A 14149-nucleotide genomic window follows, 5' to 3' on the forward strand; every position below is an offset into this window, starting at 1 on the left:
AAACTACCGCCGGACCGGATCGGGGCGCTCACCGGTAACAGATCCTCGTCATCTGTCCGTCATCACGGGCCGGGTGCCGTCGCGTCGCCTATCGTCCCTGCCATGCAGGCCTCTGAACCGCACATCCTCGTGACCACATCCCGGATGCCGTTCGCCGTCGACGAGATCCACAAGCTCGGGGAGACCGGGCGGGACGTCACCGCCGCGGACACCTTCCGAGCGGCGCCGGGAAGTCACTCCCGCGGCGCGCGACGCCATCTCGTGTTCCCCGCACCCACCCAGCAGACCACCGCCTTCGTCGACGCGGTGATCGATGCGATCGGCGAGCACGGCATCACCTGGCTGCTCCCGATGTTCGAGGAGGTCTTCTACCTCGCCAGACACCGCGACCGCATCTCCGCCGCACACCCCGACGTCGAGTTGTTCTTCCCCGATTTCGAGACCCTCGCCCGCGTCCACGACAAGGTCGGGTTCACCGCCCTCTGCCGCGAACTCGGACTCCCGGCCGCGGAATCGGTGACCACGACGAGCCGCGACGAGCTGCGCGAGGCCACCGAGAAGTGGCCGCACTGGTTCGCCCGGGCGGCCTTCGGTCGCGGCGGGCTCGACGTCCTCACCAACACCGGGCCGCTGGCGGGGGAATCGTCGATCGACGACGTCAGCCCGACCCCCGCCGATCCCTGGCTCGTCCAGGAGTACCTCACGGGCGCCGACCGGTGCAGCTGGAGTGTCGCCCATCACGGCGAGATCGTGCTGCACTCCTGCTACGAGCACCCCCTCGCGATCGACGACCGCGGCGGCATCGTCTTCCAATCCGTCGACTCGCCGGAATCGCTCGCCGCAGCGCAGACCATTGCGCGAGAACTGAACTGGCACGGGCAGATCAGCTTCGACTACCTCGTCACCGACGACGGCGTCCACCACATGGTCGAGTGCAATCCCCGACCGACAGCGGGGTGCACGGTCGCGAGCGCCGAGGAGTTCGACGCCGCCTTGTTCGATCCGGGTGACCTCGTCGTCGTCCCCGCGGGCCGCAAGAAGATGATCAAGGCCGCGGTACTGCGTGATGCGCTCAAGCACCCTTCTCATCTGCGCCGGAATCTCGCCGTGGCCAAGGGAGCGGGCGGCGTGTACGACCAGCCGGGCGACCACCTGCCGCTGATCTACTCGGCCCTCTCGCTGCAGCACATCCTGGCCTATCGCAAGGAACTCGGACTCGACCGGAACAAGCGCGAGGAACTGATGGCGACACAGTTCTTCGATGTGCTCTGGGACGGCACCACGATCGCCTGACCAGGTCCGATACACACGACGGCGGTGTGTGCTAAGTTACAGTAACTGTCGGTTACAGTTATTGGGGTCTCTCATGCAACCTGCACACGACGCGCCTGCCCACGACGTGCTGATCGTCGGCGCCGGCTTCGGCGGAATGGGTGCCGCGATCGCCTTCAAACGCCTGGGCATCGACGACATCGCGATCCTCGAGCGCGAGGACGACCTCGGCGGGACCTGGCATGTCAATCACTACCCGGGTCTCGCCGTCGACATCGCCTCGGTCACCTACTCGTATTCCTTCGAGCCCAACCCGAACTGGTCGCGTCTGTTCGCGCCCGGTCCCGAGCTCAAGCGCTACGCGCACCATGTCGCGGACAAGTACGACCTCAAACGGCACATGGAGTTCGGGACGACCGTCGACTCCGCCGAGTGGGACGACGACGCGCGGCGGTGGCGGGTGCGGACCGGTGACGGAACGGAGCGCACCGCCCGCTACCTCGTCACCGCGACCGGCTTCCTCTCCCAGCCTCACGTCCCGGACTTCCCGGGGATCAAGAACTTCCAGGGGACGATCCTGCACACCGCGGCGTGGGAGGACGGCTTCGATTTCACCGGCAAGAAGGTCGCGGTCATCGGAACCGGTGCGACGGCAGTCCAGCTGATCCCGGAGGTGGCCGAGCGTGTCGATGCGCTCACCGTCTTCCAGCGGACGCCGATCTGGGTGGTGCCCAAGATCGACTTCGCGATCCCGTCCGCGGTGCAGCAGCTGTTCCGGCGAATCCCGTTGACGCAGAAAGTGGCTCGCCTGGTCAACACCTCACTGCTGGAGCTGCTGATGGTCTCCGGCGTCCTGCATTTCAAGCAGCTCAAGCCCGGCAACAAGTTGGCGGCCCGGCTGGCCAAGGCGCACCTGCGGTCCCAGGTCTCCGACCCGGAATTGCGTCGGAAGCTGACACCCGACTACGACTTCGGCTGCAAGCGGCCGACCTTCTCCAACACGTACTTCGCCAGCTTCACCAAGCCGAACGTGATGCTGCAGACCAGCGGCATCGCCCGCCTCGAGGCCGACGGGATCCTGGCCGGCGACGGCACGAAGACCGAGATCGACACCCTCGTACTGGCAACGGGATTCAACCTGTGGGACGTGAACTTCCCGGCCTTCGACATCGTCGGGCGTGAGGGGCGCAACCTCGGAAAGTTCTGGCGAGAGGGCAGATTCCAGGCCTACGAGGGTGTCACCCTGCCGACGTTCCCCAACTTCATCTCGCTCAACAGTCCGTACTCGTACAGCGGCTTGTCGTACTTCACCACGATCGAGGGGCAGATGAAGCACATCACCCGGCTCTTCGGTGAACTCCGACGCCGCGGGCAGGACACCTTCGAGGTCACCGAGCCCGCCAACGACGCCTTCCTCGACGAGGTGACCGACCGTCTGCAGTCCTCGGTCTTCTACAACGGCAACTGCGTGGGCTCGCGCAGCTACTACTTCAACCAGCACGGCGAGGCGACGCTCCTGCGTCCGGCCTCCACGCTGCGAACCCTGCGGGAGATGGACTCGTTCCCGTTGAGCGACTACGCCTTCCGCTGAGCGGCTCGAGTCAGCGGTCGGTCAGTCCCAGGTAGTCGCCGATCAGCCGGCGGATCATCGCAGTGATCTCCGCGCCTTCGGCTCGTGTGGGATCCTCGGTAGCGGTCGTGGAATGCTCGGCCCCCCACGACCTGCACGCCTGGACGATCATCGAGTCGATCAGCTGCGCGACCTCGAGCGGGCGCGGTTCGCCGTGCGCGATCAGGGCGTCGACGAGCGGTTCCTGCAATTCCCGGTGGAACCGTTGCATCGGCTCCTGCAGGACGCTCGGATCGACGATCCGGACGAGCGCATTCGCCACTGCCTGTTCCGACCCGACGATCAGCTCGACGTTCGCACAGATGTATCCCCAGATCTGCTGTCCCGGTTCGGTCTGGGCACCGACACGATCGCGGACGAACCGATCCCAACTGGGGAGGAGATCGGCCAGGACCGCGGCCACGAGTTGCTCGCTGGACGAGTAGTACTGATACACGCTCGAGCGGGCGAGGCCCACGCGCTTGCCGACCGCGGCAAGGGTCGGTGCCTCACCGGTTTCCGCGAGGATGGCCTTCGCGCCGTCCAGGATCGCCTGCTCCTGCTTACGTCGGTGCTCGGCGACGGTGGGCGCCTCGATGCGTGGCAAACGCCCACCTCCTCAGCTCATGCGGACGCCGCAGACCCTTCGTTCAGATGTCCGTCGACGATCTCGTACACCTTGTCACAGTGTAGGAGAACGTCCTGGTCATGGGTCACCATGACCGTCGCGACGCCGTGTTCGTGGGCCTCGCGAGCGAGCAGTTCGACGATCTCGTGACTGCGCCGCCGGTCGAGGGCCGCGGTGGGCTCGTCGACGAGGAGGACATCCGGCCGGGTCATCAGCGCTCGCGCGATGCCGACGCGCTGCCGCTCACCGCCCGACAACTGATGGGGGCGGCGCTTCGCCTTGTGCGACATACCGACACCGGCGAGCAGTTCGGCCGGTGAGCGGGCCTCGGCGACGCGACCGAACGTGAGTGGCAGACGCAGCTGGTCCTCGACGGTCAGCGCGTCGAGCAGGTTGCCGCTCTGGAACACGAATCCGATGTGTTCGCGACGGATCCGGGTCAGCTCGCGCTTCGGCGCGGTTCCCAGGTCGGCGTCGCCGACGGTGACCGTCCCCGACGTCGGGGTGATGAGACCGCCCGCGACCGCGAGCAGGCTGGACTTGCCGGAACCGGACGGGCCGACGACGGCGACGAACTCGCCTGCGGCGACCTCGAGGGTCACCGCGTCGAGTGCGGTGACCACGTCTTCCCCGTCACCGTGGACGAGACTGACGTCGTTGAGTGCGAGCGCGGTCATCGGTTGCCTCCCAAGGCGGTCAGGGGGTCGACCCGGGTGATGCGGAGCACCGCGACGGCGGCGCCGATCATGCCGAACAGGATCAGCAGCCCGCCGGCCGCGGCGACCGAACCGGTCTCCAGGGCGAAGGGCATCGGGGTGGAACCGATGGCGGCACCGAGGCCGACGCCGATCCCGATGCCGGCAGAGACGAGCAGCAGGATGAACGACTGCATCAGCGAGTCGCGCAGAAGGTAACCGGTCGAGGCGCCCATCGCGCGCATCACGGCGATCTCCTGCCTGCGCTGGATCGTCCAGACCGTGAAGAACGCGCCGACGACCAAGGCCGAGATCGCGTAGAGGAAGGCCTGGATCAACGTGAGGGTTGACGTCTCGGCGGTGTAACCCGGTGAGGCGCCGAAGGATTCGTCGAGAGTCAGCGAGGTGGTGTCGGCGGCGGCGTCGCCGGCGGCCAGATCGACCGAGCTGTCGGTCTTCACCGCTACGGCGGTGATGTCGTCGTAGACGCGCGGCGGCACGGGCTCACCGGGACGAGCGCCGGCGCGGATCTCCTGCCACGTCTTCAGCGGCACGAACGCGACGTCTACGTGTCCGAAGGTGCTCTGGCCGTCGAGGATTCCGACGACCCGCAGCTGCGTGCCGAGCGGCTCGACGGTGACCGTGTCACCGATCGACAGTCCGTCCTCGGCAGCGGTCTCGCTGATGACGAGCTCACCGGGGGTGTTCGACAGCGACTTGCCCTCGGAGGCGGTGGGGCTGACGAAGCTGCCCGGTTCCACGCCGAAGAGGGCGAGGTCGATGTCGACGCCGGTGTTGGTGCGTCCGTTGATCAGGGTGTTGCCGAACGGTGCGGCGTCCTCGACGCCCGGCTGCTCGGCCCATGTCCCGACCGCCGACGTCGGCACCAGGGAGCGGGAGAAGGCGGAGTCTGTGGCGATGTCCTTCTGGAAGGCGAAGGAGGTCACCGGCAGTTTCTTCAAACCGGAGACGCCGTCGTTGACCAGGCCCACCGACAGGCCGCTCAGCAGTACCATCAGGATGGCGATCAGCGCGACCACCGACCCCATCAGGGCAAATCGTCCGCGTGCGAATGAGAGTTCTCGAAGGGCAAGGAACACGTCACTGCCCTCGCATGTTTACCGACACCATGTCGGCAACGATACCGACACTGTGTCGGGAAGGTGTACTCCGTTCGGTGTGAGACCGGTCATTCGCAACACCGTGCCGCGCCGTGCAGGCGGGTTTAGCCTGAGGTACATGCGCGCTTGGGCGGTGACCGAGCCGGGGCCGATCGACACCCGACCACTACGGCTCGTCGACAAACCGGAACCGCGGCCCGGGGCCGGCGAACTGCTGGTCCGGGTTCGTGCTTGCGGTGTCTGCCGTACGGACCTCCACGTCGCCGAGGGTGATCTGCCGGTCCGCCGCGCAGAGGTGACGCCCGGACACGAGGTCGTCGGGGAGGTCGTCGAACTCGGTCGCGACACCGCCGGCTTCTCCCTCGGTGACCGCGTCGGCGTCGCCTGGCTGCACCGCACCGACGGGACCTGTGATCGCTGTGTCCGCGGTGCCGAGAACCTCTGTGCGGCATCGGTGTACACCGGATGGGACGTCGACGGCGGGTATGCCGAGCTGGTGACCGTGCCCGCGGGCTTCGCCTATCCGCTGCCGTCCGGCATCGACGACGTCTCGATCGCGCCGCTGTTGTGCGCGGGGATCATCGGCTATCGCGCGCTACGGCGGACCGGCCTGCTCGACGACCTCGGAGCCGGCTCCGATCGTCCGAAGCGGCTGGGGCTCTACGGTTTCGGTGGGAGTGCGCACCTCTGCGCACAACTGGCGATCGCCCTCGGGATCGAGGTGCACGTCCTCACACGTGGCGAGCAGTCCCGACGCCTGGCCGCCGACCTCGGTGCGGCGTCGGTCGGCGATGCCACCGATGCGCCGCCGGTGTCGCTCGACGCCGCGATCACCTTCGCCCCGGTCGGCGAGCTGGTGCCGGTGGCGATGCGCGCGCTCGATCGCGGCGGCGTCCTGTCGATCGCCGGCATCCACCTCACCGACGTTCCGCCGCTCAACTACGAGCGGGAACTGTTCTACGAGAAGGAGATCCGCTCGGTCACCGCCAACACCCGCGCCGACGGCGCCGAGTTCCTGACGCTGGCCGCCCGGCACGGCGTCCGGGCGACGACGCACGAGTACCCGATGTCACAGGCCGACCGCGCGCTCGCCGACCTGGCCGCCGGACGGTTCGACGGGGCAGCGGTTCTCGTCGCCGACCTCTGAGTCAGAGCGGGTTGAGCAGCTCCGGCCCGTTGTTGGCGACGCGGTTGACCAGCGGCGCGACCCCGCGGATGTCGATCGCCTCGGCGAGCGATTCGGCCGGCGGCGCGGACAGGTCGTCCGGTGCCCGGTGATCCGGATCGAGCCAGGCATCCCAGTTGTCGTACGGCATGATCAGCGGCATCCGGTCGTGGACGTCGCGCAGTTTGCCGACCGCATCGGTGGTCAGGATCGAGCAGCTCAGCAGCGGCGGGGCGTGATCGGAGTGCTTGTCATGCCACACCGACCACAACCCGGCCATGAACAACCGGGTGCCGTCCCGCGGGGACATGTAAAACGGGATCTTGGTGGGCTTGCCCCTGCTGTCGAGCGGGCCTTTCTTCCACTCGTACCAGCCGTCCATCGGCACCAGGCACCGCTTGGACTTCACCGACGCGCGGAACGAACTCTTCTCCGCGGCGGTCTCGGCACGGGCGTTGAACAACAGTGGCCCCTTGCCGACCTCTTTGCTCCACGGCGGCACGAGCCCCCAGCGCATGGCGCGGATGCGCAGCAGCGGATCGTCGTCGGGATCCTCCGGCGAATGCCGTTTGACCACGGTCATCACCGTGGTCGTGGGCGCGACGTTGTAGTTGGGGCCCAGTGCGCGAGGTGCGGGGGTGTCGAGGTCGAGGGCATCGGGATCGGCCGGTTCCTTCGCCGGCTCGGGTACCTCGTTGACCGCGTCGATCTCCGCCGCGAGCTTCGCCGGATCGGTGGTCACCGCATAGCGTCCGCACATGGCCACCATGCTGCCCTACGCCTGACCTCCTGTAGTAGATGTTTTCGCGGGAAGAAGAACCCTCACACCGCGATGTCGGCGACCACTGCTTTCGTCACCGCGACGAGGTCTGCGGGTGCCAGTGCGATCTCCAGTCCACGCCTGCCCGCGCTGCAGAGAATCCGGTCGAACTCGAGCGCCGAGGAATCGACGACCGTCGGCAGAGCGGTGCGCTGGCCGACGGGGGAGACGCCGCCGAGGACGTAGCCGGTGCTGCGGGTGACGGCCTTGGCCTCGGCCATCTGGGCCTTCGACGCCCCGAGCGCGGCGGCGGCCGCCTTCACCGACAGCTTGCGGGGAACCGGGACCACGGCGACGGCGAGACCGGGGCGGCTACCACCGGACAGTTCGACGACGAGCGTCTTGAAGACCTGTTCACCGACGATGCCGAGGGTGTCGGCGAGCTCGTCCACTGCTTCGGTGCCGAAGGACTCCGACCGCGGGTCGTGGTCATAGCGGTGGACGGTGTGCGCGATCTTCGCGCGTTCGAGGGCCGCGATCGCGGGTGTTGCCGCCATGGTCGGGGTGCCTCCTGGTGGGACGTGTCGGTGTCTGACCTGGAGAGCGTATTCGACCAGCGCTCTGTTCACCGTGACGAAAAGGGGTGCCGGTCACGTCGGGAACAAACCGCCCGGCCCGACCTGTTGTGACTGGTTGCGACACGAAGATCGGGAGCGCATGCGAGGAGGTAGAACCGAGATGAGCACAACGGCGGTACTCGAGCCACCGGTACTCGTGGAGGCGACGCACCTCCTGGCCGGGCCGGGGTCGGTAAGCTTGACCGGCAACGTCCCAGTGACGCCTCTCATCGAAGGGATCGTAGTGGCCGAAGCCGAATCAGCCGACACCGAAGCAGCCGTTACGGAGTCCACCGCGACCGGAACCGCTGCGCACGTGTCCGCCGAGAAGGGTGCGCCCCGACGCGCCGACCCGAGCGAGTCCCCCGAGGAGCTCACCGAACGGTTCGAGCGCGACGCATTGCCGTTGCTCGACCAGATGTACGGTGCCGCCCTGCGGATGACCCGCAATCCCGCCGATGCCGAGGACCTGGTCCAGGAGACCTACATCAAGGCGTTCACCGCTTTCGCGTCGTTCCGGGAGGGCACCAACCTCAAGGCGTGGCTCTACCGGATCCTGACCAACACCTACATCAACGGCTACCGCAAGAAACAGCGCCAACCCGCGCAGTACCCGACCGACGAGATCACCGACTGGCAGCTCGCGGCGACCGCAGAACACACCTCCCAGGGGCTGCGCTCGGCGGAGATCGAGGCCCTCGACGCCCTTCCGGACGACGAGATCAAGGCCGCGCTGCAGGAGCTTCCGGAGGATTTCCGGATGGCCGTGTACTACGCCGACGTGGAAGGCCTGCCGTACAAGGAGATCGCCGAGATCATGGACACCCCCATCGGCACCGTCATGTCCCGACTTCACCGAGGACGTCGTCAGCTGCGTGAGCTGCTGGCCGACGTCGCCCGGGAGCGTGGTTTCCACAGATCTGCCACGGCCAAGGGTGCGGAGGTGGCGCGATGAGCGACATCGATCCGGAAGTCACCCAGCTCGACTGCTCGGCCGTCATCGCCGACGTCTGGTTGCTGCTGGACAACGAATGCGACGAGAACGCCCGCATGCGGCTCCAGGGGCACCTCGACACCTGCCCGTCGTGCCTTGCCCACTACGGCATCGAGCGGCAGCTGAAGGCGCTGGTCAACCGCAAGTGCGGCGGCGACCAGGCACCGCAGGGCCTGCGTGATCGTCTGCGGGTGGAGATCCGCAAGACGGTCATCGTCCAAGAGGTCGCCGAGACCGACCGCTGAAGCCCCCGTCACCCCCGGCTGATCCGGGGGTGACGACATGAAAAAGCCCGGGTGGCCATGATGGCCGTACCCGGGCGTTTTTCTTGGTGCTCGTTCGCCGAACCCCGCCGTGAGGCGAAGATCAGGCGTTCGGACGCTTGCCGTGGTTGGCAGCGTTCTTCTTACGAGCGCGCTTCTTGCGTCCGCGCTTTCCCATGACGCATCTCCTTTTGCCGGCGGATGGGGACATCACAGTGTCTCAGGCATTCTCCCACGTGCCAAAACCCGGCCGGCCACCGACCGGTCGCGATCGGTCCCGACCCGGCCCCGACCCGTCGTCGCCGGTCACCTCGTGGGCTAACTTATGTGCATGGCTGAAGACGTGGTGGCAGAGATCGTCGCGAGTGTCCTCGAGGTCCTGGTCGCCCCCGGACAGCAGATCGAGGTCGGCGACACCCTCGTGCTGCTGGAGTCGATGAAGATGGAGATTCCCGTTCTCGCCGAGGAACCGGGCACCATCGCCGACCTGAAGGTGAAGGTGGGCGACGTCATCCAGGCCGGCGACGTCATCGCCACCTTCGAATAACCCGCGCCGCACCCCATGTCGACACTTGCCGACCTGCTCGCCGAGCACACCACCCTCTCCGACGCCGCTGCGGCGCACCTGCAGCGACTCGTCGCCGAGTGGCAGTTGCTCGCCGACCTCTCCTTCGCAGATTTCCTCCTGTCGGTGCGCACCGACGAGGGGGCCGTGGTCACCGTCGCGCAGTGCCGGCCCAACACCGCGTCGACCGTCTTTCCCACGGACGAGGTGGGCCGGGTCATCGACACCGCGGTGCACCCGCAGGTGCTCCGCGCCTTCGATTCCGACAAGGTCCTCCGCGACGAGGACCCGACGTGGTTCGGGGCCACCGCGATGCGGCAGGAGGCGGTCCCGGTCGGCTTCGACGGTGCGGTGATCGGTGTGCTGACCCGCGCCGTCGACCTCACCCATCCGCGGCTGCCGTCGCCCCTGGAGCTCGCCTACCAGGACTCGGCGGACGATCTGTGCCAGATGGTCGCCGACGGCACGTTCCCGCACGAGGAGGGCAATCCGCGGGGATTGTCGACGCCTCGCGCGGGTGACGGTTTCATCCGGCTCGACCGGACCGGGACGGTCACCTACACGAGCCCCAACGCGCTCTCGGCGTTCCACCGCATGGGCTGGACGGCCGAGCTCAACCACACGCGGCTCTCCGACGTGGTGAAGCAACTCGTCACCGAGCCGTTCGAGGCCGACGATGTCGCGATGATGCTCGACATCGCGGCCGGGGTGGCCGAGGTGCCGACCGGCCCGTACCGCGACATCGGCATGCGGGTGGAGGCCGACGCCCGACGCGCGACGGTCCTCATCCGGGCGGTGCCGCTCCGCCCGAAGGGTGAGGAGTCGGGGAGCGTGGTGCTCATCCGCGACGTCACCGAGGTCAAGCGGCGCGACCGCGCGTTGATCAGCAAGGACGCGACCATCCGGGAGATCCACCACCGGGTGAAGAACAATCTGCAGTCGGTGTCGGCGCTGCTGCGCCTGCAAGCCCGGCGAACCTCCAACACCGATGCCCGGGAGGCGCTGAACGAGGCCGTGCGCCGCGTCGCGTCGATCGCTCTGGTTCACGAACTGCTGTCGGGCAGCGTCGACGAGGAAGTCGATCTCGACGAGGTCGTCGACCGTCTCGTCCCGATCCTGGTCGACGTGGCGTCCAACGAGTCACGGGTGACGGTGCGTCACCGCGACCGGCTAGGGGTTCTCCCCGCCGAGCTGGCGATGCCGTTGGTGATGGTGCTCACCGAACTGATCCAGAATGCGATCGAGCACGGTTTCGACGGTTCGCCCCGATCCGACGCAGAGATCGCGGTCATCGCCGAACGCGACGTGCGCAACCTCCGTATCGCGGTGCGCGACAACGGCTCCGGACTGCCCGAGAACTTCGACCTGGCCACCTCGGATCACCTCGGACTCCAGATCGTGAAGACGCTCGTGTCGATCGAACTCGGTGGCGAGCTCGACGTCCGGCCCAACCCGGAGGGGTTGGGAACCGAAGTCGGAGTGCATATTCCGCTGCGTTCCTGAGAACGCAGTTCTTCCGTGGGGTGAGAACCGTTGCCGGACACGAAAAAACCCGGCCGTGGCCGGGTTTCTTCGAATCCGGGCGACGCCGGCTCGGATGAGCCTAGACGCTGCTACGGGTGCGGGTACGCGCGGTACGCCGCTTCAGCGCGCGACGCTCGTCCTCGCTCATGCCGCCCCAGACGCCTGCATCCTGGCCCGACTCGAGGGCCCACGAGAGGCAGTCAGCGGTGACAGGGCACCGTGCACAGACGAGCTTCGCGTCGGCGACCTGTGCGATGGCCGGACCGCTGGTTCCCACGGGGAAGAACAGCTCCGGATCCTCGTCGCGACAGATGGCCTTGTGACGCCAGTCCATTCCACTACTCCTTCAGGCGCGTTTCCGCGCACCACTCGATTAGTTGATTGCTTGCTGATTGTTTGGCTGGTAACTCTCAGTTCACGCGGCCGCACCAAATGTTTCCGCGTTGTTGCTTGTGAATACTTTCACGAATCCGGCCGAAGTCAATGGTTCTCGGTTAACACGTGGGCAACATCACGTCCCGCGCCTACCACTTCGGCCGAAGGCGCCCCCACGGGGGGTACGGACAGCGGGTTCGCCGTCCGTGTAGTAGCCTACGCGCACTCGCCGACGACTGTCGATGAGTTTCCGCAGTTCGCGCCCCTCCCAAGGCCCGAAATAGTCCGTGACGTGGAGTGACGTGTCGCGTATTCTTGCTCACATGCGTCGACGATGTTGATCCACACCACGCCGATCCGGCCATGACGGGCCGGGTCCACAACGGCGATTAACGGCCGCGGCTGTGAGCGCCGCCCTCTTCGAGGACCTGATACCGCTCTACCCGGTCTACGTGATTCTGTTCGCCGATGCCACCGTTCCCGGGGCCGGGTTGACGGCCGCCGAGATCAGCGCACTGTTCGCGATCTGGTCGCTGTCGACGGTGATCGTCGAAGTGCCGACCGGGATCCTGGCCGACCGATTCTCGCGACGCCGCCTACTGGTCGCGGGACCTCTGGTCACCGGCGCCGGCTTCGCGCTCTGGACCTACGCGCCCTCCTTCCTCTCCTTCGCCGCCGGCTTTGTGCTGTGGGCGATCGGCGGATCGCTGCGATCCGGCACGAACCAGGCGCTCGTCTACGACGAGCTCGCGCATCTCGGCAGGTCGCAGGACTACGCACGGCTCTCGGGCGCGATGCGGGCGGCGGCCGCGGTCGGGGTCATCGGCGGCACGGCCCTGGCGGTGCCACTCCTCGCGTGGGGCGGATACGCCGCCGTCGGTACCGCAAGTGTCGCGGCCTGCGTGCTCTGCGCGTTGATCTCCGCAGGACTACCGGAGACGGGCCGGATCGGAGTAGGGCGCTCCGGACCGGACGTGACGCCGGATGCCGGCACCGCCGACCTCGACGAACCGCCGGTCGGGTGGTTCGCGATCCTTCGCGGCGGGCTGCACCACCTGCGCAACCAGCCGACCGCACGCCGGCTGCTGATCCTGGTCGTCGTCCTGACCTGGGTCGCGGCGCTCGACGAGTACCTGCCGTTGCTGGTCGAGTCCTTCCTGAGCGGCACGGTGTCGGGCGTCGCGACGCCGGAGTCTGTCGCACTGCTCATGATCGTGGTCGCAGCCGGGGACATCTGCGGTTCCCTCGCGGCCCGGCGCGTCCGGGATCCCGCTGCGATCGGCCCCGCGGTGGGACTCGGCGCATCGGTGCTGATCGTGGCCGCGCTGTGGGGTCACCCGGCCGGTGTCGTCGGCGTGGCCGTCGCGTTCGGGATCTTCGGGTGGGCGCTGGTCGTCGCCGACGCCGCTCTGCAGGACCGACTGGACTCCGCGTCGCGGGCGACGGTCACGTCGATCGCGGGCGTGGGGGAGGAGGTGGTCGCGATCCTCGCCTTCGCCGGATGGGCTGCGGGATCGGTACATCTGGGGCCGGCGGCGTTGTTCGCGATCGCCGCGTCGCCCTATGCGGTGGCGGCGGGTGCGATGACGGTCAGGGCGTCGCGCCGATGGCGAAAACGTATGTCGCGGAACGCACCGATGTAGTCGCCGTCCATCTGCACGTCGATCGGGGCCTCCGCGATGAACCGGACCTCGTCGACGTCGTCGTCGCGAAAGAGGTGGTGTGCCTTGGGATCTGCCTGGGTCAGCAGCCGCGTGGCGAGCGGGAGGTTGCGCAGGACCCCGGTCGACGTCGCCACGAACACGCCGAGTCCGGTGTCGAAACCGGTGGTCGGATTGGTGCGGATCTCGCGCGGCCCGAGATAGGTCCACGGACTGGTGTTGGAGACGAAACCGAAACGGGCGCCGACGATCCGGTCGCGGCCGGGGATCTCGACGTCGAACGTCGCCGAGCTGCCGGCCTGCTTGAGGAAGCTGCTGACGGTGGTCCACAGATACCGGGCGGGCGTGGCGGCCTTGCCCGCATGCCGCTTGTCCTCCATCGCGTGCACCACGACGGCGTCCATGCCCATGCCGGTGTTGAACAGGAACCAGCGGTCGTCGGTGTGACCGAGGCCGATTCGACGGCTCTCCCCGGCGTCGAGGAGCGAGATGATCTGCTGGGTCGCGAGCAGCGGGTCGGGGTCGATGCCGAGGGTGCGCGCGAAGACGTTCGCGCTGCCGCCCGGGATGACGGCCAGACTCGGCCGGCGCCTCGCGGGATCGCTCGTCCCCGGGGGATCGAGGAGGCCGTTGGTGGCCTCGTTCACCGAGCCGTCGCCGCCGTGGACGATGACCGTGTCGAATTCCTCGGCGGCCGCACGGGCGGCGAGGTCGAAGGCATGCCCACGGTGGGTGGTCAGCTCGACGTCGAGGTCGAAGTGAGCGCTCAGTGTGTGCACGAGAGCATCGCGCCCGGCCGGACTGGTCGCGGTGGCGAAGGGGTTGACGATGAGCATGACGCGCACGACACCCGAGGATATGGGGTAGGTGGCCCAAGCGCGCAATCCGCCCTGCGTCCCG

The 14149-nt window shown here is 67.6% G+C and carries 16 protein-coding genes; 8 read left to right on the forward strand and 8 right to left on the reverse strand.

Translation table 11 applies throughout. The features are described 5' to 3' along the window. The first annotated feature begins 102 nt into the window (after positions 1 to 102). Complete coding sequence (locus C5O27_RS09825; protein WP_006360109.1) at positions 103 to 1293, forward strand: ATP-grasp domain-containing protein; 1191 nt, start codon at positions 103 to 105, stop codon at positions 1291 to 1293. Between the two features lie 73 nt (positions 1294 to 1366). Further along, positions 1367 to 2863: a flavin-containing monooxygenase gene (locus C5O27_RS09830; protein ID WP_127962609.1), complete on the forward strand. Its 1497-nt coding sequence runs from the start codon at positions 1367 to 1369 to the stop codon at positions 2861 to 2863. 10 nt (positions 2864 to 2873) lie between these two features. Here the strand turns inward: C5O27_RS09830 and C5O27_RS09835 are convergent, their stop codons facing one another. Genes C5O27_RS09835 through C5O27_RS09845 form a run of 3 tightly spaced genes read right to left on the reverse strand, consistent with a single transcriptional unit; the run spans position 2874 to position 5304 of the window. Further along, positions 2874 to 3488, reverse strand: coding sequence for a TetR family transcriptional regulator (locus C5O27_RS09835; protein ID WP_006360107.1), 615 nt, complete (start codon positions 3486 to 3488; stop codon positions 2874 to 2876). 17 nt (positions 3489 to 3505) lie between these two features. Next, positions 3506 to 4186 carry an ABC transporter ATP-binding protein gene (locus tag C5O27_RS09840; protein WP_006360106.1) on the reverse strand — a complete coding sequence of 227 codons (681 nt, stop codon included), beginning with the start codon at positions 4184 to 4186 and terminating at the stop codon, positions 3506 to 3508. Continuing rightward, a complete protein-coding gene (locus C5O27_RS09845) occupies positions 4183 to 5304 on the reverse strand; it encodes an ABC transporter permease (RefSeq protein WP_127962610.1) in 1122 nt (373 codons plus the stop codon). Before C5O27_RS09845 ends, C5O27_RS09840 begins: the two co-directional genes overlap by 4 nt. A 139-nt stretch (positions 5305 to 5443) precedes the next feature. On the opposite strand from C5O27_RS09845, the gene C5O27_RS09850 reads away from it, so the two are divergent. Continuing rightward, positions 5444 to 6472, forward strand: coding sequence for a zinc-binding alcohol dehydrogenase family protein (locus C5O27_RS09850; RefSeq protein ID WP_040004315.1), 1029 nt, complete (start codon positions 5444 to 5446; stop codon positions 6470 to 6472). Position 6473: 1 nt separating this feature from the next. On the opposite strand, the gene C5O27_RS09855 is transcribed toward C5O27_RS09850, so the two are convergent. Together C5O27_RS09855 and ybaK are read right to left on the reverse strand one after the other, a co-directional pair. Beyond that, entirely contained in the window at positions 6474 to 7250 is a 777-nt protein-coding gene (locus C5O27_RS09855) for an SOS response-associated peptidase (protein ID WP_127962611.1), read from the reverse strand. 62 nt (positions 7251 to 7312) lie between these two features. After that, positions 7313 to 7807 carry a Cys-tRNA(Pro) deacylase gene (gene ybaK, locus C5O27_RS09860; RefSeq protein WP_006360101.1) on the reverse strand — a complete coding sequence of 165 codons (495 nt, stop codon included), beginning with the start codon at positions 7805 to 7807 and terminating at the stop codon, positions 7313 to 7315. A gap of 181 nt (positions 7808 to 7988) precedes the next feature. Here ybaK and C5O27_RS09865 point away from each other — a divergent pair, with 181 nt between their 5' ends. Together C5O27_RS09865 and rsrA are read left to right on the forward strand one after the other, a co-directional pair. After that, a complete protein-coding gene (locus tag C5O27_RS09865; RefSeq protein ID WP_006360100.1) occupies positions 7989 to 8822 on the forward strand; it encodes a sigma-70 family RNA polymerase sigma factor in 834 nt (277 codons plus the stop codon). Continuing rightward, the gene (rsrA, locus tag C5O27_RS09870; RefSeq protein ID WP_006360099.1) at positions 8819 to 9106 is read left to right on the forward strand and encodes a mycothiol system anti-sigma-R factor; all 288 of its coding nucleotides are present in this window, start codon (positions 8819 to 8821) and stop codon (positions 9104 to 9106) included. Before C5O27_RS09865 ends, rsrA begins: the two co-directional genes overlap by 4 nt. 121 nt (positions 9107 to 9227) lie before the next feature. Here the strand turns inward: rsrA and C5O27_RS23210 are convergent, their stop codons facing one another. Further along, entirely contained in the window at positions 9228 to 9302 is a 75-nt protein-coding gene (locus C5O27_RS23210; protein WP_369758845.1) for a 50S ribosomal protein bL37, read from the reverse strand. A gap of 153 nt (positions 9303 to 9455) precedes the next feature. Here C5O27_RS23210 and C5O27_RS09875 point away from each other — a divergent pair, with 153 nt between their 5' ends. Continuing rightward, positions 9456 to 9671, forward strand: coding sequence for a biotin/lipoyl-binding carrier protein (locus C5O27_RS09875; protein WP_005195222.1), 216 nt, complete (start codon positions 9456 to 9458; stop codon positions 9669 to 9671). A gap of 15 nt (positions 9672 to 9686) precedes the next feature. Continuing rightward, positions 9687 to 11192 carry a sensor histidine kinase gene (locus C5O27_RS09880; protein WP_035755120.1) on the forward strand — a complete coding sequence of 502 codons (1506 nt, stop codon included), beginning with the start codon at positions 9687 to 9689 and terminating at the stop codon, positions 11190 to 11192. Between the two features lie 100 nt (positions 11193 to 11292). On the opposite strand, the gene C5O27_RS09885 is transcribed toward C5O27_RS09880, so the two are convergent. Further along, positions 11293 to 11547 (reverse strand): WhiB family transcriptional regulator, encoded by a 255-nt coding sequence (locus C5O27_RS09885; RefSeq protein WP_004023450.1) that lies wholly within the window; start codon positions 11545 to 11547, stop codon positions 11293 to 11295. A gap of 445 nt (positions 11548 to 11992) precedes the next feature. On the opposite strand from C5O27_RS09885, the gene C5O27_RS09890 reads away from it, so the two are divergent. Then, positions 11993 to 13231, forward strand: coding sequence for an MFS transporter (locus C5O27_RS09890; RefSeq protein ID WP_006360096.1), 1239 nt, complete (start codon positions 11993 to 11995; stop codon positions 13229 to 13231). On the opposite strand, the gene C5O27_RS09895 is transcribed toward C5O27_RS09890, so the two are convergent. Beyond that, the gene (locus C5O27_RS09895) at positions 13150 to 14085 is read right to left on the reverse strand and encodes a diacylglycerol/lipid kinase family protein (protein WP_187346535.1); all 936 of its coding nucleotides are present in this window, start codon (positions 14083 to 14085) and stop codon (positions 13150 to 13152) included. The two genes, C5O27_RS09890 and C5O27_RS09895, sit on opposite strands and share 82 nt — an antisense overlap. Positions 14086 to 14149: the final 64 nt, after the last annotated feature.

Origin of the sequence: Gordonia alkanivorans (assembly GCF_004011905.1) — a bacterium.
GTDB classification, from domain to species: domain Bacteria; phylum Actinomycetota; class Actinomycetes; order Mycobacteriales; family Mycobacteriaceae; genus Gordonia; species Gordonia alkanivorans.

What these genes read in the sequence shown, in the direction of transcription:
- ybaK (WP_006360101.1), bottom strand. Translation starts at nt 7,807, where the DNA reads ATGGCGGCAACACCCGCGATCGCGGCCCTCGAACGCGCGAAGATCGCG.
- C5O27_RS09830 (WP_127962609.1), top strand. Translation starts at nt 1,367, where the DNA reads ATGCAACCTGCACACGACGCGCCTGCCCACGACGTGCTGATCGTCGGC.
- rsrA (WP_006360099.1), top strand. Translation starts at nt 8,819, where the DNA reads ATGAGCGACATCGATCCGGAAGTCACCCAGCTCGACTGCTCGGCCGTC.
- C5O27_RS09880 (WP_035755120.1), top strand. Translation starts at nt 9,687, where the DNA reads ATGTCGACACTTGCCGACCTGCTCGCCGAGCACACCACCCTCTCCGAC.
- C5O27_RS09875 (WP_005195222.1), top strand. Translation starts at nt 9,456, where the DNA reads ATGGCTGAAGACGTGGTGGCAGAGATCGTCGCGAGTGTCCTCGAGGTC.
- C5O27_RS09885 (WP_004023450.1), bottom strand. Translation starts at nt 11,547, where the DNA reads ATGGACTGGCGTCACAAGGCCATCTGTCGCGACGAGGATCCGGAGCTG.
- C5O27_RS09840 (WP_006360106.1), bottom strand. Translation starts at nt 4,186, where the DNA reads ATGACCGCGCTCGCACTCAACGACGTCAGTCTCGTCCACGGTGACGGG.
- C5O27_RS09865 (WP_006360100.1), top strand. Translation starts at nt 7,989, where the DNA reads ATGAGCACAACGGCGGTACTCGAGCCACCGGTACTCGTGGAGGCGACG.
- C5O27_RS09850 (WP_040004315.1), top strand. Translation starts at nt 5,444, where the DNA reads ATGCGCGCTTGGGCGGTGACCGAGCCGGGGCCGATCGACACCCGACCA.
- C5O27_RS09895 (WP_187346535.1), bottom strand. Translation starts at nt 14,085, where the DNA reads ATGCTCATCGTCAACCCCTTCGCCACCGCGACCAGTCCGGCCGGGCGC.
- C5O27_RS09825 (WP_006360109.1), top strand. Translation starts at nt 103, where the DNA reads ATGCAGGCCTCTGAACCGCACATCCTCGTGACCACATCCCGGATGCCG.
- C5O27_RS09855 (WP_127962611.1), bottom strand. Translation starts at nt 7,250, where the DNA reads ATGTGCGGACGCTATGCGGTGACCACCGATCCGGCGAAGCTCGCGGCG.